The organism is Streptomyces sp. NPDC046805 (genome assembly GCF_040645355.1).
GTDB lineage: Bacteria > Actinomycetota > Actinomycetes > Streptomycetales > Streptomycetaceae > Streptomyces.
In genome coordinates this window covers 81,425-101,124 of sequence record NZ_JBEYYC010000003.1, presented here as the reverse complement: position 1 = coordinate 101,124, position 19,700 = coordinate 81,425, and the positions used below count along the sequence as shown (strand labels likewise).

Annotated in this window: 17 protein-coding genes, 1 tRNA gene and 1 pseudogene; 9 read left to right on the top strand and 10 right to left on the bottom strand. The window is 68.9% G+C overall.

Going from position 1 to position 19,700, the window contains the following annotated elements:
* Positions 1–43 precede the first annotated feature (43 nt).
* The 3 genes and pseudogenes from ABZ910_RS04960 (at position 44) to ABZ910_RS04950 (ending at position 2,069) form a co-directional block, all read left to right on the top strand.
* Positions 44–379 carry a DUF6344 domain-containing protein gene (locus ABZ910_RS04960; RefSeq protein WP_361359350.1) on the top strand — a complete coding sequence of 112 codons (336 nt, stop codon included), beginning with the start codon at positions 44–46 and terminating at the stop codon, positions 377–379.
* Positions 380–708: 329 nt separating this feature from the next.
* Positions 709–1,302: pseudogene (locus tag ABZ910_RS04955) on the top strand (UTRA domain-containing protein); the annotation flags it as partial.
* An 8-nt stretch (positions 1,303–1,310) separates the two neighbouring features.
* Entirely contained in the window at positions 1,311–2,069 is a 759-nt protein-coding gene (locus ABZ910_RS04950; RefSeq protein WP_361359347.1) for a glycosyltransferase family 2 protein, read from the top strand.
* A gap of 29 nt (positions 2,070–2,098) precedes the next feature.
* Here ABZ910_RS04950 and ABZ910_RS04945 read toward each other — a convergent pair whose 3' ends face one another.
* The 10 genes from ABZ910_RS04945 to dnaA form a co-directional block, all read right to left on the bottom strand.
* Entirely contained in the window at positions 2,099–2,311 is a 213-nt protein-coding gene (locus ABZ910_RS04945) for a ferredoxin (RefSeq protein ID WP_361359344.1), read from the bottom strand.
* A 491-nt stretch (positions 2,312–2,802) separates the two neighbouring features.
* Positions 2,803–2,876, bottom strand: a tRNA-Ile gene (locus ABZ910_RS04940).
* 123 nt (positions 2,877–2,999) lie between these two features.
* Positions 3,000–3,779, bottom strand: coding sequence for a DUF3566 domain-containing protein (locus ABZ910_RS04935; RefSeq protein WP_361359341.1), 780 nt, complete (start codon positions 3,777–3,779; stop codon positions 3,000–3,002).
* 18 nt (positions 3,780–3,797) lie between these two features.
* Positions 3,798–6,395, bottom strand: a complete 2,598-nt coding sequence (gyrA, locus tag ABZ910_RS04930) for a DNA gyrase subunit A (RefSeq protein ID WP_361359338.1) — start codon at positions 6,393–6,395, stop codon at positions 3,798–3,800.
* 42 nt (positions 6,396–6,437) lie between these two features.
* Positions 6,438–8,501, bottom strand: coding sequence for a DNA topoisomerase (ATP-hydrolyzing) subunit B (gyrB, locus tag ABZ910_RS04925; protein ID WP_361359336.1), 2,064 nt, complete (start codon positions 8,499–8,501; stop codon positions 6,438–6,440).
* Between the two features lie 371 nt (positions 8,502–8,872).
* Positions 8,873–9,406: a DciA family protein gene (locus ABZ910_RS04920; RefSeq protein WP_361359333.1), complete on the bottom strand. Its 534-nt coding sequence runs from the start codon at positions 9,404–9,406 to the stop codon at positions 8,873–8,875.
* Positions 9,403–10,524, bottom strand: a complete 1,122-nt coding sequence (recF, locus tag ABZ910_RS04915) for a DNA replication/repair protein RecF (RefSeq protein ID WP_361359330.1) — start codon at positions 10,522–10,524, stop codon at positions 9,403–9,405. The genes ABZ910_RS04920 and recF overlap by 4 nt, the downstream gene beginning before the upstream one ends.
* Positions 10,525–10,628: 104 nt before the next feature.
* Positions 10,629–11,504 (bottom strand): phosphogluconate dehydrogenase (NAD(+)-dependent, decarboxylating), encoded by an 876-nt coding sequence (gene gnd / locus ABZ910_RS04910; protein ID WP_361359327.1) that lies wholly within the window; start codon positions 11,502–11,504, stop codon positions 10,629–10,631.
* A gap of 198 nt (positions 11,505–11,702) precedes the next feature.
* A complete protein-coding gene (gene dnaN, locus ABZ910_RS04905) occupies positions 11,703–12,833 on the bottom strand; it encodes a DNA polymerase III subunit beta (protein ID WP_361359325.1) in 1,131 nt (376 codons plus the stop codon).
* An 840-nt stretch (positions 12,834–13,673) separates the two neighbouring features.
* Positions 13,674–15,629: a chromosomal replication initiator protein DnaA gene (gene dnaA, locus ABZ910_RS04900; protein ID WP_361359322.1), complete on the bottom strand. Its 1,956-nt coding sequence runs from the start codon at positions 15,627–15,629 to the stop codon at positions 13,674–13,676.
* 375 nt (positions 15,630–16,004) lie between these two features.
* Between dnaA and rpmH the strand changes: the two genes are divergently transcribed.
* The 6 genes from rpmH to rsmG all read left to right on the top strand — a co-directional run bounded on the left by rpmH (position 16,005) and on the right by rsmG (position 19,560).
* Positions 16,005–16,142: a 50S ribosomal protein L34 gene (rpmH, locus tag ABZ910_RS04895; RefSeq protein WP_030059672.1), complete on the top strand. Its 138-nt coding sequence runs from the start codon at positions 16,005–16,007 to the stop codon at positions 16,140–16,142.
* 21 nt (positions 16,143–16,163) lie between these two features.
* Entirely contained in the window at positions 16,164–16,535 is a 372-nt protein-coding gene (gene rnpA / locus ABZ910_RS04890; protein ID WP_361359318.1) for a ribonuclease P protein component, read from the top strand.
* Positions 16,532–16,897 carry a membrane protein insertion efficiency factor YidD gene (yidD, locus tag ABZ910_RS04885; RefSeq protein WP_361359315.1) on the top strand — a complete coding sequence of 122 codons (366 nt, stop codon included), beginning with the start codon at positions 16,532–16,534 and terminating at the stop codon, positions 16,895–16,897. Before rnpA ends, yidD begins: the two co-directional genes overlap by 4 nt.
* 3 nt (positions 16,898–16,900) lie before the next feature.
* The gene (gene yidC, locus ABZ910_RS04880) at positions 16,901–18,199 is read left to right on the top strand and encodes a membrane protein insertase YidC (protein ID WP_361359312.1); all 1,299 of its coding nucleotides are present in this window, start codon (positions 16,901–16,903) and stop codon (positions 18,197–18,199) included.
* A 15-nt stretch (positions 18,200–18,214) separates the two neighbouring features.
* Positions 18,215–18,727, top strand: coding sequence for a R3H domain-containing nucleic acid-binding protein (locus tag ABZ910_RS04875; RefSeq protein WP_361359309.1), 513 nt, complete (start codon positions 18,215–18,217; stop codon positions 18,725–18,727).
* A gap of 116 nt (positions 18,728–18,843) precedes the next feature.
* Positions 18,844–19,560, top strand: a complete 717-nt coding sequence (gene rsmG / locus ABZ910_RS04870) for a 16S rRNA (guanine(527)-N(7))-methyltransferase RsmG (RefSeq protein WP_361359306.1) — start codon at positions 18,844–18,846, stop codon at positions 19,558–19,560.
* Positions 19,561–19,700: the final 140 nt, after the last annotated feature.

Below are 19,700 nucleotides of genomic sequence, written 5' to 3'. Positions count from 1 at the left end.
ATGAGGAAAGTACGCAAATCGCCCGACCCGAAAGTGAGGGGCCATGACCAAGAACAAGGTCATGAACCTGTGGACCGCCATCGTCACCGCCTTCCTCGCGCTGTGCACGGCGCTCGGACTCATCACGACCACCGCCGCCGCGGCGGTACCGCAGACCGACGTCACGAGCAAGAGCAACAGCGAGAGCATCAGCAGTACGCCGATCACGGCGCCGGCGATGTCACCCTGGTCCTGGTCCCATACCAGGTCCCTGCCCCCCACGATGAAGCAGCGGATCCGCGCCGAGGCCCACGGAAAATCCCCGAACTGCCGCCACCGCCCCCTCGACGACCTGGAAGCGGACGTACCGGCGGAACCCGCGGACCCCCTCGACTGCTGATCCCCACGGCTCGGCGGCTCAAGCGGAGCAAGCCACTCAAGCAGCTCAGCAGTACAGGCGTAGCGACGTAACACGTAACGACGAGCGCAATGACGTGACAGACAAAGACGTGATGCCGCGTACGACGTAGCTACGCAGACGGCGATCTTGCGTACGACGCCACACACCACGGCCCCCGACCGGTTGGCACCGGTCGGGGGCCGACGTGTCTTCCCCCTTGTCCTCCCCCCTTCTCCCAGCCCTCTCGACTCGTCAAGCCCTCTCCAGGAGCCGTAGCCTGATCACCTCTGACCTGGAAGACGGATCGGTGAGCGCCCATGCCAGTCGCGTACGAACGGGTCCCCCGCAAGCAGGCGGTCCGCGACAACGCGCGCCACCAGTGGGAGAAGAACCGCGCCCGTGAACCGAGGACCACGCGGGCCGAGACCGGAGCGACCGAACGCGAAACCGGCCTCCAGTCCCAGGACCTGGTCTTCTCCGCGCGGTACCGCGAGATCGAGGCCTTTGGGGAGCTGGCCGGGGCGTTCGGCGTCCCCGAGGGCACGGCGCTCCTCCGGCGCACCTACCGCACGCGCTACGCGGCCGAGACGGCTCCGTTCAACCTGATCACCTCGTACCTGGTCCGCGACCTGATCGCCGGGAACCCCGCGCTCCTGGACGAGACGAACGAGCCGTGGCCGGGCGGCACGCTGAACCAGCTGTTCACGGTCGGCATCGAGGTGGACCGCATCGAGGAGCGGTTCACCGCGCGTCCCCCGACGCCGGACGAGGCGCGGGGACTGGAGCTTCCGCCCGGCACGTCGGTGATCCTCCTCCGCAAGACGTCGTACGACATCCACGACCGCGTCGTGGACATCTCCGACGTGACGCTGCCGGGCGACCGCACCGAGCTGCGCTTCACCACTCCCCTGGAAAGGTGGTGAGTGCGGCCGTGAGCCGGCGCATCATCATCGTCACCGCTGTCCACGGCCCGTCGGCCCCGTTCCTCGCGGCGGCGTACAAGTCGCTGTGCGAGCAGGAGCTGCCGGACGGCTGGGAGTGGCAGTGGCTGATCCAGGAGGACGGCCGGACGGACGACGTACGGCCCTACGTCCCCGACGACGAGCGGGTCTCCTTCCGGCAGGGGCGTCGCGGCGGCCCCGGCGTCGCCCGCACGATCGCCCTGGCACGGGCCGACGGCGCGTACGTGAAGGTCCTGGACGCCGACGACCGGCTGCTGCCGGGTGCGCTGGCGCGCGACCTGGCCGCGCTGGAGGCCGATCCCACGATCGGCTGGGCGACGTCCCGGGTCCTCGACCTGCTGCCGGACGGGTCCACGGCCGGCTTCCCGGGCGATCCCGAGCCCGGGCCGATCGAGCGCGGCGCAGTCCTCGACGGCTGGAAGGCGAACGGCTTCCTCGCCCCGGTCCATCCGGCGACGCTGTTCGTCCGCCGCGATCTCCTGCTGGCCCTCGGCGGCTGGATGGCGCTGCCCGCGTCCGAGGACACCGGTCTGCTGCTCGCGCTGGGAGCCGTCAGCCGCGGCTGGTTCTCGGGCGAGGTCGGTCTGCTGTACCGCAAGTGGGACGGGCAGGTGACCGGGCAGGCGTCACACGTCGACCCCGCGGAACGGGACGCGCGGATGGCGGTCGCGGAAGCGAGGGCCAGGGCGCTGGCAGCCTCCCGGTGGCGTTACCCGGCCGACGGCTGAGCAGGCCGTGAGGAGGGCCGCCCCAGCGCTCAGGCCCCGTCGCCCCCTCTGCTCGTGATGGCCCGGGAGGGACACGCCTCCAGCGCCTCACGCACCGCTTCCCGCAGCGCGGGGTCGTCGTCGGCCTCCTCGCGTCCCGGTACGACGGCACCGAACCCGTCGGCCACGGTGAAGACGGACGGGACGCGGTAGGCGCAGTCACCGGAGCCGTAACACCGGTCGGGGTCCACGGAGATCGTCATGTGTCCTCCAGTCACAGGCACGGATCGAGGCACCTTCACGACGTGCCTGCCCCACCACGCACCCTGCCGAACCGGCGCGCAGACGCCAAAGCCCCCCGACCAAGCCTTGGTTGGGGTCTTCGTGCTGGTGGGGCTAACAGGAGGGGGGCTGGTAGTCACGGGCACGGCGGGGACACCGGCGCACTCGTCTCAATCACCGGCGTCCCGGCGCTTGTCGCGCCTGACGCTCTTGATCCAGTCCCGAAGACCGAGCATGTCCGCAACAACGGACACCAGGCCCAACACCCGAGATATGACCGACACTGCCAGATCTTTCATGGCCCCCCTGATCACTCGTGCGGCTGGCGCCTGCGGACGTCCGAGAGGGAGACGTGTACCTCGCAGCCGACGAGCGGTGTCCCTTCCACGTCACCTGATGTGACACGGCGGTTGATGTCAGCCGTGAATGTCAAAGACCCCCGGTCCTGGTGGACCGGGGGCCTTTTCGCATGTGGGGCTAACAGGATTTGAACCTGTGGCCTCATCCTTATCAGGGATGCGCTCTAACCAACTGAGCTATAGCCCCGCCGCGCTCTGCGGTGTGTGTCCCGCGCGCTGACTCCTGAAGATTAGCGCACGACCGGGGCAGTCCCAAAATCGGTTGCCGGGCGACCGTCGGCCGAGAGGGGAACCGCCGCGGCGAGGAGCCTCACTCGTCCTCGGCCAGCGTGAGCTCGATGCCGCCGACGAAGCCCGCGGAGAGGTTGTAGATGAACGCGCCGAGCGTGGCGAGCGCCGTCGCGAGGACGACGTCGATGACGGCGATGATCGCCGCGAACGTCAGGACGTGCGGGAGGGACAGGAAGGCCTGGAGGTCGAAGCCGGTCGCCGCGGTCGCGCCGGTCGCCTCCGAGATCGTGCCGCCGACCGTCGAGAAGACGCCCATCGCGTCCATGACCATCCACAGCACGGCCGACGCGACGACCGTGCAGATGCCGAGCGCGATGGAGAGCAGGAAGCTGACCTTCATCACCGACCACGGGTCCGCCTTGGCCACGCGCAGCCGGGCCTTGCGGACACGGGGCGTCGTGCGCGCGCCGGTACGCGGGCGGCGTACGCCTCCGGCGGGGGCCTGCGCCGGGTAGGCCTGCGGCGGGTGGTAGGGCCCGGCAGGCTGGTGCGGGGGGCGCTCGCTGGGCAGTGGCGACGCGGTCTGTACGGCGCTCTCCGCCGCCGGGGGCTGGGCCGCCGGCTGGGGCTGGGCGCCCGGAGCGACCTGGCCGGCTCCGGCCGTGTGCTGCGTCTGCGGGCCGCGGCTGTCCGTCACAGTTCCCCCCTGGGATCCGTGGGATCCATCGGATACATGAGTGTCCGTCGAGTGCGAGTCCTTCGTATGCGCCACGGAGCCACGGGCGCCGCCCTCCGCTTTCTTACCGGCAGAGGTGTCGGTCGAGGTACCGACCGAACCGGCGCCCGTGGCTCCGCTCACGCTGACTCACTCCTCGTGCTACTCGGCCGAGGGCGCCTCACCCTCGTCCGTGCCGGTGGTCGCGGCATCTTCGGCGATCTCGTCCACGACGATGTCGCCGTCGACTTCCTCCGCCTCGCGCCCCGCCTCGGCGTTACGAGCGATACCGACCACGGCATCGCGCTTGCCCAGGTTGATCAGTTGGACGCCCATGGTGTCACGGCCCGTCTCCCTGACCTCGTTGACTCGCGTACGAATCACACCACCGGACAGTGTGATGGCGAGGATCTCGTCGGTCTCCTCGACCACCAGCGCACCGACGAGGGATCCGCGGTCCTCGACGATCTTGGCGGCCTTGATGCCGAGGCCGCCGCGGCCCTGGACGCGGTACTCGTCGACGCTGGTCCGCTTCGCGTACCCACCGTCGGTGGCAGTGAACACGAACGTACCGGGTCGAACAACATTCATCGAGAGGAGTTCGTCGCCTTCGCGGAAACTCATTCCCTTGACGCCCGAGGTCGCACGGCCCATGGGTCGCATGGTCTCGTCCGAGGCCGTGAACCTGATCGACTGCGCCTTCTTGCTGATCAGCAGCAGATCGTCGTCGGCCGACACGAGTTCGGCTCCGATCAGTTCGTCATCGGAACCGTCCTCCTGCTCGCGCAGGTTGATCGCGATGACACCGCCGGAGCGCGGCGAATCGTAATCCTTCAGAGGCGTCTTCTTGACCAGGCCGGCCTTGGTGGCGAGCACCAGGTACGGCGCCGCGTCGTAGTCGCGGATCGCGAGGATCTCCGCGATCGCCTCGTCCGGCTGGAAGGCCAGCAGGTTCGCGACGTGCTGCCCGCGCGCGTCACGGCCGGCGTCCGGGAGCTCGTACGCCTTGGCGCGGTACACGCGGCCCTTGTTGGTGAAGAACAGCAGCCAGTGGTGCGTGGTGGACACGAAGAAGTGGTCGACGATGTCGTCTTCCTTCAGCTTCGTGCCGCGTACGCCCTTGCCGCCGCGCTTCTGCGAGCGGTAGTCCTCCGTCTTGGTGCGCTTGACGTAGCCGCCGCGCGTGATGGTGACGACGATGTCCTCTTCGGCGATCAGGTCCTCGATGGACATGTCACCGTCGTAGGGCACCAGCGTGCTCTTGCGGTCGTCGCCGAACTTCTCGACGATCGCGGCCAGTTCAGCGCTGACGATGCCACGCTGGCGGACCGGCGAGGCGAGGATCTCGTTGTACTCGTTGATCTTCGCCTGGAGCTCGTCGTGCTCCTGGACGATCTTCTGGCGCTCCAGGGCGGCCAGCCGGCGCAGCTGCATCTCGAGGATGGCGTTGGCCTGGATCTCGTCGATCTCCAGCAGGCCCATCAGGCCCTCGCGCGCGATCTCGACGGTCTGGCTGCCGCGGATCAGCGCGATGACCTCGTCGATGGCGTCCAGGGCCTTGAGCAGACCGCGCAGGATGTGGGCGCGCTCCTCGGCCTTGCGCAGCCGGAAGCGGGTCCGGCGGACGATGACCTCGATCTGGTGCGTCACCCAGTGGCGGATGAACGCGTCCAGGGACAGTGTGCGCGGCACGCCGTCGACCAGCGCCAGCATGTTGGCGCCGAAGTTGGTCTGCAGGTCCGTGTGCTTGTACAGGTTGTTCAGGACGACCTTGGCGACCGCGTCCCGCTTCAGGACGATCACCAGGCGCTGGCCCGTGCGCGACGACGACTCGTCGCGGACGTCGGCGATGCCGCCGATCTTGCCGTCCTTGACCAGGTCGGCGATCTTCTGCGCCAGGTTGTCGGGGTTCACCTGGTACGGCAGCTCCGTGACCACCAGGCACTGGCGGTTCTGGATCTCCTCGACCTCGACGACCGCGCGCATCGTGATGGAGCCGCGGCCCGTGCGGTACGCCTCCTCGATGCCCTTGCGGCCGACGACGAGGGCGCCGGTCGGGAAGTCGGGGCCCTTGATGCGCTCGATCAGCGCGTCCAGGAGCTCCTCGTGCGAGGCCTCCGGGTTCTCCAGGTACCACTGGGCACCGGCCGCGACCTCGCGCAGGTTGTGCGGCGGGATGTTGGTCGCCATACCGACCGCGATACCGGCCGAGCCGTTGATCAGCAGGTTCGGGAAGCGGGCCGGCAGGACGGTCGGCTCCTGGGAGCGGCCGTCGTAGTTGTCCTTGAAGTCGACGGTGTCCTCGTCGATGTCGCGGACCATCTCCATCGACAGCGGCGCCAGCTTGCACTCGGTGTACCGCATGGCGGCCGCCGGGTCGTTGCCCGGGGAGCCGAAGTTGCCGTTGGAGTCGACGAGCGGCATGCGCATCGACCACGGCTGGGCGAGGCGGACCAGGGCGTCGTAGATGGAGCTGTCGCCGTGGGGGTGGTAGTTACCCATCACGTCGCCGACGACGCGGGCGCACTTGTAGAAGCCGCGCTCGGGGCGGTAGCCGCCGTCGTACATGGCGTACAGGACACGGCGGTGGACGGGCTTGAGACCGTCACGGACGTCGGGCAGCGCACGGGACACGATGACGGACATCGCGTAGTCCAGGTACGAGCGCTGCATCTCCGCGTCGAGCCCGACGGGCTCGATGCGCAGCGTGGTCGTGCCCTCGTCGGTCTCAGGCACGGTCGGGATGTTCTCGTCGGCCATTGCTGGTGAAGATCCTTCCTGGTGCGGTCAGCGGGGACCGACTCAGATGTCGAGGAAGCGGACGTCCTTGGCGTTGCGCTGGATGAACTGGCGGCGGGCCTCGACGTCCTCGCCCATCAGGACCGAGAACAGGTCGTCGGCCTGGGCGGCGTCGTCGAGGGTGACCTGGCCGAGGACCCGGAGGTCGACGTCCATCGTGGTCACGCGCAGCTCCTCGGCGTTCATCTCGCCGAGGCCCTTGAAGCGCTGGATCGAGTCCTCGCGGATGCGCTTGCCGCGCTGACGGCCGATCTCCAGCAGCGCGTCGCGCTCACGGTCGGAGTAGGCGTACTCGAAGTCGTCCCGGCCCCACTTGATCTTGTAGAGCGGGGGACGCGACAGGTAGACGTGCCCGGCCTCGATCAGGGGCCGCATGAAGCGGAACAGGAAGGTCAGCAGCAGGGTGTTGATGTGCTGGCCGTCGACGTCGGCGTCCGCCATCAGGATGATCTTGTGGTAGCGGAGCTTCTCGATGTCGAAGTCCTCGTGCACGCCCGTGCCGAAGGCGGAGATCAGCGCCTGGATCTCCTGGTTCTGCAGGATCTTGTCGATCCTGGCCTTCTCGACGTTGAGGATCTTGCCGCGGATCGGGAGGATCGCCTGGTACTCCGGGTTGCGGCCGGACTTGGCCGAGCCGCCGGCGGAGTCACCCTCGACGATGAAGATCTCGCACTTGGCCGGGTCGTTGGACTGGCAGTCCGAGAGCTTGCCCGGCAGGGACGCCGACTCCAGCAGACCCTTGCGGCGGGTGAGGTCGCGGGCCTTGCGGGCCGCCACGCGCGCGGTGGCCGCCGCGATGCCCTTGCGGACGACGTCCGCGGCCTCGATCGGGTTGCGGTCCAGCCAGTCGCTGAGGCGCTCGTAGACCGCCTTCTGCACGAAGGTCTTCGCCTCCGTGTTGCCCAGCTTGGTCTTGGTCTGGCCCTCGAACTGCGGCTCGCTCAGCTTGACCGAGATGATCGCGGTCAGGCCCTCGCGGATGTCGTCGCCCGTGAGGTTGTCGTCCTTGTCGCGCAGCAGCTTCTTGTCGCGCGCGTACTTGTTGATCAGCGAGGTCAGCGCGGCACGGAAGCCCTCCTCGTGCGTACCGCCCTCGTGGGTGTGGATGATGTTGGCGAAGGAGTACACGCCCTCGCTGTAGCCGCTGTTCCACTGCATCGCGACCTCGACGGACAGGTGCTTGTCCTTGTCCTCGGCCTCGATGTCGATCACGGTCGACGGCGTCACCTCTCCCTTGCGGGAGTTGAGGTACTTCACGTAGTCGACGATGCCGCCCTCGTAGTGGTACGTGACGGACTTGACCTCGTCCTTCTCGTCGGCGCCCGCCTCGTCCGCCCCACTGGTGGCCTTCGCCAGCTCGCGCTCGTCGGTGAGCCTGATCGTCAGGCCCTTGTTGAGGAACGCCATCTCCTGGAAGCGCCGCGAGAGCGTCTCGAAGGAGTACTCGGTGGTCTCGAAGATGTCCGGGTCGGCCCAGAAGGTGACCGACGTGCCGGTCTCCTCCGTGGCCTCGTGCTTGGCCAGCGGCGCCGTCGGGACGCCCATCTTGTAGTCCTGCGTCCAGCGGTGGCCGTCGGTCCTGACCTCGACGGCCACCTTGGTCGACAGGGCGTTCACAACGGAGACGCCCACGCCGTGCAGACCGCCGGAGACCGCGTAGCCGCCGCCGCCGAACTTGCCGCCCGCGTGCAGTACGGTCAGCACGACCTCGAGAGCCGGCTTGCCCTCGGAGGGGACGATGCCGACCGGGATGCCACGGCCGTTGTCGACGACACGGACGCCGCCGTCGGCGAGGATCGTCACGTCGATGGTGTCCGCGTGGCCGGCCAGCGCCTCGTCGACGGAGTTGTCGACGACCTCCTGCACGAGGTGGTGCAGGCCGCGCTCCCCGGTGGAGCCGATGTACATGCCGGGTCGCTTGCGAACCGCGTCCAAGCCCTCGAGCACGGTGATGGCGCTGGCGTCGTACGAGGCGTTGACCTCGTCGTTCACGCCGGCGTCGGTGGACGGGATGTTCTCGTTGGGGTTGCCGGAATCGGCCACGAAGCGCCCTTTCTGGCACAGCACGAGCCGGGCTCGTCGGCGGGTCGCCGGAGCGGCTGCGGCATGTTGCGTTGGTAAGCCCTGATCAGCGTTGCTCAGCTTGTCCCGGACGGTCCCCACTATTGGGGCGGGATTGCCTTCCAGTCTACCGGTAGCGCCGACAGTGATGGGGGTTTGCGGGTACCTGAGTCCGCATGTGCCGCCCTGAATCGGCCTCGATCGGGTCCCGATATGTGGAAGGGGGCTCCAAGACGCTCACAGAGGCGCTCAGCGCCTCGGTCCGTCAACCCTGGCTACTCGGGGGTCAGGACATGATCCGCCACCATGCGCGCTCGCATGGCTACACGCCAGCGGCACCATGCCCGATCACCTGCGTGAAGTACGTCACCCGCACGTCAGCCGTAGGTATCGCCGGGTCCCGTGCTGCCCGGAGCGCGCAGCGGGCCATAGCGACGGGCGGGTGCGCCGGGGCCGTACACCTTGATCAGCTTCACCGCGCCGTGCCCGAGGTCCTCGTTGAGACGGGCCACCAGCGTAGGGGCGAGCAGCCGCAGATTGGTCGCCCAGGCGGTGGAGTCGCAGCGCACGGTCAGGACCCGCTCGTCCTCGTCGTACCGGTCCGGCACGCAGTGCTTGGCCACGTCCTCGCCGACGATCTCGGGCCAGCGGCCCGTGACCCCGCCCACCGCGGCGGGCGTCTCCCAGCCCCGCTCGTTGATCAGCCGGTTGATCGCGGAACCGAGCGCCATCGGGTCGCGGCCGTCGGCGCGCGCGCCGGACCGCAGGCCGCCGCGCCGTGCCTGCTTCTTCTGCCGCGCGACGTCCCCACGCGCGCGTGCCTGTTCCTTCGCCGCGCGCAGCGCCACGCGCGCGAGGTCGACGCCGGACGGCTCCGGGGCCTTCTCGGGCGTGGGTTCACCGGTGCTCATGCGCGCTCCACCGTCCCGTCGGACACCGCGTACCGGGTACCCGCCAGCACGTGCGGTACGTCGTCGTCGACCGCGGCCGTCACCAGGACCTGCTCGCCGGGCGCGACCAGCTCGGCGAGGCGCTCGCGGCGCCGGGCGTCCAGCTCGGCGAACACGTCGTCGAGGACCAGCACCGGCTCGTTGCCCTCGGCGCGCAGCAGGTCGTACGAGGCGAGGCGCAGCGCCAGCGCGTACGACCAGGACTCGCCGTGGGAGGCGTACCCCTTGGCCGGCAGCTGGCCGAGTTTGAGGACCAGGTCGTCCCGATGCGGGCCGACGAGGGTGACGCCCCGCTCGATCTCCTGCTTGCGGGCGTCGGCGAGCGCGGCCATCAGCTGCTCGTAGAGCTCCTCGCGCGCGTGGGCCTCGCCGGGGGCGGACGGCTTGTACTCCAGGGTGATGGGGCCGCCGCCGGGGGCCAGCTGCTCGTACGCCTTGTCGGCGAGCGGCTGGATCGCGGCTATCAGGTCGAGACGCTGCGCGAGCAGTTCGGCGCCCGCGCGCGCGAGGTGCTGGTCCCAGACGTCGAGCGTGGACAGGTCCATCGAGCGGCCGCCGTGGCGCCGGGCGAGCGCGGCCGACTTCAGCAGGGTGTTGCGCTGCTTCAGCACGCGCTCGTAGTCGGAGCGCACGCCCGCCATGCGCGGCGAGCGGGCGGTGATCAGCTCGTCGAGGAAGCGGCGCCGCTCACCCGGGTCGCCCTTCACCAGGGCGAGGTCCTCGGGCGCGAACAGCACGGTCCGCACGATCCCGAGCACGTCACGCGGCTTGACCTGCGAGGACCTGTTGATGCGGGCGCGGTTCGACTTGCCCGGGTTCAGCTCCAGCTCGACCAGCTGCTGCCGCTCGCCCTGCCGGACCTGCGCCCGGATGACCGCGCGGTCGGCGCCCATGCGCACCAGCGGCGCGTCGGAGGAGACGCGGTGGCTGCCGAGGGTGGCGAGATAGCCGACGGCCTCGACGAGGTTGGTCTTGCCCTGCCCGTTGGGGCCGACGAAGGCGGTGACGCCCGGGTCGAGCGGGACCTCCACCCGGGCGTACGAGCGGAAGTCGGCCAGCGACAGATGCGTGACGTGCATGGTCGTTCGCCGACCTCCCCCGGAGTCGTGGATCGCGGGGCGACCCTGTGGACTGCTTCCCTGCCGTCTCGGCCTTCTCGGTCGAGCTTCCTGGTCGAGAAGGACTACTTCGTCTCGACCGCGTGGCCGCCGAACTGGTTGCGCAGCGCGGCGATCATCTTCATCTGCGGCGAGTCCTCCTGACGGGAGGAGAACCGCGCGAACAGCGACGCGGTGATCGCGGGCAGCGGCACCGCGTTGTCGATGGCGGCCTCCACCGTCCACCGGCCCTCGCCGGAGTCCTGTGCGGAGCCCTTCAGCCGCTCGAGGTGCTCGTCCCCGTCGAGGGCGTTCACCGCGAGGTCGAGCAGCCAGGAACGGATGACCGTGCCCTCCTGCCAGGAACGGAAGACCTCACGCACGTCCGTGACCGAGTCGACCTTCTCCAGGAGCTCCCAGCCCTCGGCGTACGCCTGCATCATCGCGTACTCGATGCCGTTGTGGACCATCTTCGCGAAGTGGCCGGCGCCGACCTTGCCGGCGTGCACCGAGCCGAGGTCGCCCTCGGGCTTGAGCGCGTCGAAGACCGGCTGCACCTTGGCGACGTTCTCGGCGTCGCCGCCGTACATCAGCGCGTAGCCGTTCTCCAGGCCCCAGACACCGCCCGAGACGCCGCAGTCGACGAAGCCGATGTCCTTGGCGGCCAGTTCCTCGGCGTGCCTCTCGTCGTCGGTCCAGCGGGAGTTGCCGCCGTCCACGACCACGTCACCGGGCTCGAGCAGCTCGGCGAGCTCGTCGATCGTCGACTGGGTGGGCTCGCCGGCCGGGACCATCACCCAGACCACACGCGGGGCCGGAAGCTTGCCCACAAGCTCTTCCAGGCTGTGGACATCCGCGAGGTCCGCGTTGCGGTCGTATCCGATGACGGTGTGGCCCGCGCGGCGGATCCGCTCGCGCATGTTGCCGCCCATCTTGCCGAGGCCGACGAGACCGAGGTCCATCAGTTGTTTTCCTTAGGTTGCTGTGTGGCGTGTGAGGCGCAGGCACATTCGTACCTGCGTCCGAGCCTAAACCCGGACGCTCACGCACACCTGTGGGCATACGCGCTCATTCGTACGCCCTCACCTGCGGCTTCGTCGGAGGGTGGACTCGGCGGCCGAGCCCACCCGTCTCCGTCCGCCGCGAGGCGGCTCGACGGCTCAGCCGCTGAGTCGCACCGGCATGATCAGGTACTTGTAGGCCTCGTCCGCCTCGGCGTCCACCGCCGGCTTGCCGCTGAGCAGCGCGGGCTTCGTGGACGTCGTGAAGGACAGCTGGGCCACCGGGGAGTCGATGGCGCTCAGACCGTCCAGCAGGAAGGTCGGGTTGAAGGCGATCGAGATGTCGTCGCCCTCCAGCTGGGCGTCAACCCTTTCCACAGCCTGTGCGTCGTCGCTGGAGCCGGCCTCCAGGATGAGCACGCCCTGCTCGAAGCTGAGGCGCACCGGGGTGTTGCGCTCGGCGACCAGGGCCACGCGCTTGACGGCCTCCACGAAGGGGGCGGTCTCGATGACGGCGACGGAGTTGAACTCGGTCGGGAACAGCGTGCGGTACTTCGGGAGGTCGCCCTCCAGCAGACGCGTGGTCGTCCGGCGCCCGGCGCCCTCGAAACCGATCAGGCCCTCGCCCGAGCCGGAGCCGGACAGCGCCAGCGTGACGCTGTCGCCGCTCGTGAGCGCCTTGGCGGTGTCCAGGAGCGTCTTGGCGGGCACCAGGGCGACCGCGGAGGCGTCCGGGTTCTCCGGCTTCCACAGGAACTCACGGACCGCGAAGCGGTAGCGGTCGGTCGAGGCCAGGGTGACCGTGTCGCCCTCGATCTCGATGCGCACACCGGTGAGCACGGGCAGCGTGTCGTCACGGCCGGCGGCGATGGCCACCTGGGAGACGGCGGACGCGAACACCTCGCCGGGGACGGTTCCCGTGGCGGTCGGCATCTGCGGCAGCGCCGGGTACTCCTCCACAGGCAGGGTGTGGAGTGTGAACCGCGAGGAACCGCAGACCACGGTCGCCCGTACACCGTCTGTGGAGATCTCCACCGGGCGGTTGGGCAGCGCGCGGCAGATGTCGGCCAGCAGGCGGCCGGAGACGAGGACCGTGCCCTCCTCGTCGACCTCGGCCTCCACGGACACGCGGGCGGAGACCTCGTAGTCGAAGCTGGACAGGCTCAGCTGCCCGTCCTCGGCCTTCAGCAGGAGGCCGGCGAGCACAGGCGCCGGCGGACGGGCCGGGAGGCTGCGTGCCGCCCAGGCCACTGCCTCCGCGAGTACGTCGCGTTCCACCCGGATCTTCACCGTAAGCCGCCTCCTGCGGTTGCTACTGAGTCCTACGACTCGGCGTCACGGCCCTCTGGGACGGGAAGGACGCCGGGGACCAGTCTGACGCACCGCACTGACAGTAGGTGCCTGTCGGGGTCAAGTCGCTCGGAGGGGCGGCCGGGCTCGAGACAGCGAGTTGTGCACAGGTCCCGCTTCCAAACGAATTCCGCACTCTCTCTAGTCGGGAGTAGTAGTAGGGCCTGTGGATACCGTGGATAACCACGTTTGCCCAGCTCAGCGCGGAAATTTTGTCCACCGGCCCTGTGGGTGGCGGCGGTGGACAACCGGGCGTCTCTGTGGAGAACAGGAAGTTCTGCACACCCCGCCCACAGCCTGGGCCGACTTCTCCCCAGCTGCGTCCCCAGCTTTACCCACGTTTCCCACAGCCCAATCCGGCCCCTTGGTGTGACGGCTTTCACTCAGGGCGGTGATCCGGTGCGGCGCGTTGCCGAACAGTGGACAACCATGTGGAGAAGCCGCCGATCGATGGGGACAACCGGCCCCAGCCTGTGGGCCGACGGTGGACAACGTTGCGCACAGCCTGTGGATCTCCGCTTCGTCCACAGCCTGTGGAGATCGTCCGTCCACCAATCCACAGCCTGCTGACCTGGCCTGATGGTCTTTCAACAGGCTCCTCTGTGGACACGATCTGGACAACTCCCCAGTCCCCAGGGTGTGGACGGAAGAAAGTCGTCGAATCTGTGGAGGGCGACCGTAACCCGCCGGGGATTCGAACACCACGCGGCCGCGGTACGACGAAGGGCGCCTCCGGGATCCGCTCCCGGAGGCGCCCTCGACGCCGTACGACTGTGGCTGTCAGCCGTTCTTGATGCGGTTCGTCAGCTCGGTCACCTGGTTGTAGATGGACCGCCGCTCGGCCATCAGTGCGCGGATCTTGCGGTCGGCGTGCATGACGGTCGTGTGGTCGCGGCCGCCGAACTGTGCGCCGATCTTCGGCAGCGACAGGTCGGTGAGCTCGCGGCACAGGTACATGGCGATCTGGCGCGCGGTCACCAGGGCGCGGCCGCGCGAGGTGCCGCACAGGTCCTCGACGGTGAGGCCGAAGTAGTCGGCGGTCGCCGCCATGATGGCCGTCGCCGTGATCTCCGGGGCCGAGTCCTCGCCACCGGGGATCAGGTCCTTGAGGACGATCTCCGTGAGCCCGAGGTCCACCGGCTGCCGGTTGAGCGACGCGAACGCCGTCACGCGGATCAGCGCGCCCTCCAGTTCGCGGATGTTGCGCGAGATCCGGGAGGCGATGAACTCCAGCACCTCCGGCGGGGCGTTGAGCTGCTCCTGCACCGCCTTCTTGCGCAGGATCGCGATGCGCGTCTCCAGCTCGGGCGGCTGGACGTCGGTGATCAGGCCCCACTCGAACCGGTTCCGCAGCCGGTCCTCCAGCGTGACCAGCTGCTTGGGCGGCCGGTCGCTGGAGAGCACGATCTGCTTGTTGGCGTTGTGGAGCGTGTTGAAGGTGTGGAAGAACTCCTCCTGCGTCGACTCCTTGTCCGCCAGGAACTGGATGTCGTCGACGAGCAGGATGTCCATCTCGCGGTAGCGCTTGCGGAAGCTGTCGCCCTTGCCGTCGCGGATGGAGTTGATGAACTCGTTGGTGAACTCCTCCGAGCTCACGTACCGCACGCGCGTGCCCGGGTAGAGGCTGCGCGCGTAGTGCCCGATGGCGTGCAGCAGGTGCGTCTTGCCGAGCCCCGACTCCCCGTAGATGAAGAGGGGGTTGTAGGCCTTCGCGGGCGCCTCGGCGACGGCCACCGCGGCCGCGTGCGCGAAGCGGTTGGAAGCGCCGATGACGAACGTGTCGAAGAGGTACTTGGGGTTCAGCCGTGCGGTGGGCTCGCCCGGACCGGTCGCCGGAGCGGGCTGCGCGGCCAGCGGTCCCGGGGCACCGGTCGTCGGCAGGTTCGGTCCCATCGGACCGCCGCGGTGCACCTGGCCGGAGCCTGCCGACGGCTCGCGGCGGCCGGCGTCGCGCTGGTCGTAGTCGACGCGGGACGGGTCGTATTCGGAGCGCTGCTGGTCGTACGACGGGCGCTCCATGGACTGCGGGCGGTAGTCCTGCGTCGGGGCGTACGCGTCCTGGCCCGAGCCGTACGAGTCCGACGACGGGGCACCGTAGGTCTCGCGCGTGTCGCGCGACGGCGAGCCGTACGAATCCTGCGACGGCGACGCGTACGGGTCCCGCTCCGGGAAGCCGAGCCGCGGCTGCCGCCAGCTGTACTCGTCCTGCGCGGGCCGCGGCCAGGCGCCCGGCTCGGGGCGCTGGTACTCGGAGGGGTACGCGGGGCGGGCGGACGGCAGCTGATCCGCGCGGGTGCCGGGGTCGGCCGGGGAGCCCGGCGACTGCTCGGCGCGGTGGCGCCGGTACCCCTCGTACTGGCCGGAGGGGCGTTCGGTCTCCTCGTAGCGCGACTGCGGGGAGCTCTGCCGCTCGTGCGGGGCCGAAGAGGCCGCGGGCGCGGGCGGAGCCGCGGGCTCGCCCGCGGAGTCGTCGACGGTGATCGCGATGCGGATCGGCCGGCCGCACTCGCGGCTCAGAGTCTCGCTCACGACCGGAGCCAGCCGGCCCTCCAGCACGTTCTTCGCGAATTCGTTCGGTACGGCGAGCAGGGCGGTGTCCGCGACCAGCGCCAGCGGCTGGCAGCGCCGGATCCAGTGCTCGTCCTTCACCTCGACACCCTGGCCACGGCCCTCACCCAGGAGCTGGTCCAGTACTCGCGGCCACACTGCGGCAAGATCGGCAGGTACGTCAGCCACAGGGCACGCTCTCTCACAGGTCCCACGAACGTGTGATTCGCGGGAAGGTCGGGATGTAAATCGGGTGGTGCGGGGACAAGGGAACGAATTGGGGTTCAGCCAAGGTAGTCAGGGCGGCGGGTACGGTTCAAGTCGTTGTCCCCAGCCTGTGGATAGTGTCCCTCACGGGCAGCTGGTTTGACCGGATGGCGTAGCCCCGCGTACCGTGACCAGGTCGAGTTGTCGATGGCTGCTGCCGCCTGCCTACCGATGGGCACAGATCGCTAAAGGTGATCGGGAAGCGGTGCACTCGGGCGTGACGCGAGCTACTCGTGGGCGCACGGTGACAGCCAGGACGGCACCCCGCCAACTATCGATTCTTTCTGGAGCCCCCGAGTGAGCAAGCGCACCTTCCAGCCGAACAACCGTCGTCGCGCCAAGACCCACGGCTTCCGGCTGCGTATGCGGACCCGTGCCGGCCGCGCGATTCTCGCCGCCCGCCGTGGCAAGGGTCGCGCGAGCCTGTCCGCCTGATTCCGATCAGGTCATGACGTCGTGCTGCCCACCGAGAACCGGCTGAGGCGGCGCGAGGACTTCGCGACCGCGGTACGACGAGGTCGCCGGGCAGGCCGCCCGCTTCTCGTCGTCCACCTTCGTAGCGGTTCCACGGACCCGCACGCGCCTGGGGAGAGCGCTCCCCTGACGCGTGCGGGTTTCGTCGTGAGCAAGGCAGTGGGTGGTGCGGTCGTCCGTAACACAGTGAAGCGCAGACTTCGCCATCTGATGCGTGACCGAGTCGCCCTGTTTCCCCCCGGTAGCCTGGTAGTCGTACGAGCGCTGCCCGGAGCGGGCGACGCAAGCCATGCACAGCTGGCCCAAGACCTGGACGCCGCCCTACAGCGGCTGCTGGGAGGGGGCGCGCGATGAAGTACCCGCTGCTGGCTCTGATCAAGCTGTACCAGTGGACGATCAGTCCACTGCTCGGGCCGGTCTGCAAGTACTACCCGTCGTGCTCCCACTACGGCTATACGGCCATCGACCGGCATGGTGCGATCAAGGGAACGGGACTCACCGCCTGGCGCATCCTGCGGTGCAATCCGTGGTCGCTCGGCGGCGTGGACCATGTCCCGCCGCGCAAGCGTCCACGGTGGCACGAAATGCTGCGCAGCGCCTGGCGCGCGCGCAAGGGCGGGCCCTCCGCCGCCGAACCGGCCACTGAAGGGAAGCCGCACATGGCACTTCCTTCGAGCCCGGTCGCAGAGACCTCGTCCCATGCCCAAGGAGCATGATTAGTGGACACGATTGCCAGCTTCTTCAGCTTCATCACGACACCTGTTTCCTGGGTCATCGTCCAGTTCCACTCGGTGTACGGGAACATCTTCGGGCCCGACACGGGCTGGGCCTGGGGCCTGTCCATCGTGTCTCTGGTGATCCTGATCCGCATCTGCCTGATCCCGCTCTTCGTGAAGCAGATCAAGGCGACCCGGGCCATGCAGACGCTCCAGCCCGAGATGAAGAAGATCCAGGAGCGCTACAAGAACGACAAGCAGCGTCAGTCCGAAGAGATGATGAAGCTGTACAAGGAGTCGGGCACCAACCCGCTCTCCTCGTGCCTTCCCATCCTGGCGCAGTCCCCGTTCTTCTTCGCCCTGTACCACGTGCTCAACGGCATCGCGACCGGCAAGACGATCGGCGTCATCGACGATCAGCTGCTGGCCAGCGCCCGTCAGGCGCACATCTTCGGCGCCCCGCTCGCCGCGAAGTTCACGGCGAGCGCCGACTCGGTCGCCGCGCTCGGTGCCTCGCTGACCGACGTCCGCGTCGTCACCGCGGTCATGATCATCCTGATGTCGGCGTCGCAGTTCTACACGCAGCGCCAGCTGATGACGAAGAACGTCGACACCACGGTGAAGACGCCGTTCATGCAGCAGCAGAAGATGCTGATGTACGTCTTCCCGATCATGTTCGCCGTCTTCGGCATCAACTTCCCGGTCGGTGTCCTCGTCTACTGGCTGACCACGAACGTGTGGACCATGGGCCAGCAGATGTACGTCATCCACAACAACCCGACCCCGGGTTCCAAGGCGCAGGCCTCCTACCTCGAGCGCCTGACCAAGCACGTCACGCACCACGGCAAGGTCCGTCGCCGCAGCCAGAAGACCATCGTCAAGGCGATCGTCGCCAAGGGGCGGGACCGCAACGAGCACGAGCGCAAGTTCATCCACGCCCTGACCAAGGCCGGCCTCGCGGCCCAGGTCGACGGCTCCGTGGTGAAGGGCGAGACCCAGGCCGCTGTGGAGACCGAGGAGGGCACGGCGACGACCGCCGCCCCCAAGCGTCAGCAGCCCAAGCGTCAGACGAAGGCCCAGCGGCAGTCGGGCAGTACGAAGACGGCGGACGAGTCCGAGTCCTCCACGTCTTCCACGTCTTCCGCGTCCTCCCAGCCGTCCACGTCGCTGGCGAAGTCCGACGAGCCGCAGAACGGCAAGGCTGCTTCGAAGCCCAGTGCCGGCTCCGGCTCCCGCAGCAAGGCCCAGTCCGGTCAGCGCAAGGGCGGCTCGCAGCGCCCCAAGTCCCCGTCCAAGAAGTAAGAAGGAGCCCATCCCGTGACGGAAGGCACCACCTCCGCCGCTGCCGAGGGTGCAGACACCCTGACCCGCCTGGAGCAGGAGGGCGAGATCGCGGCGGACTACCTCGAAGGTCTGCTGGACATCGCCGACCTTGACGGCGACATCGACATGGACGTCGAGGCCGACCGGGCGTCCGTGTCGATCATCAGCGACACGAGCAGCCGCGACCTGCAGAAGCTGGTCGGCCGCGACGGCGAGGTGCTGGAGGCACTCCAGGAGCTCACGCGCCTGGCCGTGCACCGGGAGACTGGGGACCGCAGCCGGCTGATGCTGGACATCGCGGGTTACCGGTCCCAGAAGCGCGCCGAGCTCTCGGAGCTGGGCGCCAAGGCCGCGGCCGAGGTCAAGAGCACCGGCGAGTCCGTCAAGCTCAAGCCGATGTCCCCGTTCGAGCGCAAGGTCGTGCACGACGCGGTCAAGGCCGCGGGGCTGCGCAGCGAGTCCGAGGGCGAGGAGCCGCAGCGGTTCGTCGTCGTGCTGCCTGCTTGACCGGCCCCTACGTTCCACCGGCCCCGTCTGTTGCGCAGACGGGGCCGAACTTTGTCAGCCTGTAGTTCTGGTGGCCGACGCTCGGTGCGTCGGCGCTGTACGGAAGGACGGTCCCCGTGACGGAGGCAGCGGAGCTCCCCCCTGCGCCTGAACAGGCGCGGGAAGTGTTTGGCGATCGCTTCGACGATGCGGTCCGCTATGCGGAGCTGCTCGCCGAGGCGGGTGTGCAGCGTGGGCTCATCGGCCCGCGGGAAGTGCCCCGCCTCTGGGAGAGGCATCTGCTGAACTGTGCGGTGCTCTCCGAGGTCGTCCCCGAGGGCGTGACGGTGTGCGATGTCGGCTCGGGTGCGGGCCTGCCGGGCATTCCCCTGGCCCTGGTCCGGGACGACCTGAAGATCACCCTCCTTGAGCCGCTGCTGCGGCGTACGACCTTCCTCACCGAGGTCGTCGAGCTCCTGGGCCTGGACCATGTGACGGTCGTCCGCGGCCGGGCCGAGGAAGTCATGGGCAAGCTGACGCCGGTCCACGTGGTGACCGCCCGCGCCGTGGCTCCACTGGACCGACTGGCCACCTGGGGCATTCCGCTGCTGCGCCCGTACGGCGAGATGCTCGCCCTGAAGGGTGACACTGCCGAGGAGGAGCTGAAGGCCGCGGGTACCGCTCTGAGTAAGCTCGGGGCGGTGTCGACCTCGATCCTGCATGTGGGCGAGGGCGTGGTGGATCCCACGTCCACCGTCGTGCGGGTCGAGGTCGGGGAGAGCCCGGGCGGTGTGCGTTTCGCGGCCAAGCGCGCCAAGGCGGCGCGCACGGAGCGGGTGCGCAGGCGCCGCTGAGTACGCGACGTACTCCACACAAGCTGCCCAACCCATGCGTGTCGGAGTGTCGCGCAGGCGCGGCTGGTGCCGCTATGCATCGTGTTTCACGTGAAACGTCGCTCACTGTTGCACGGCATCATCAGTCGCGGCCGCGCTGC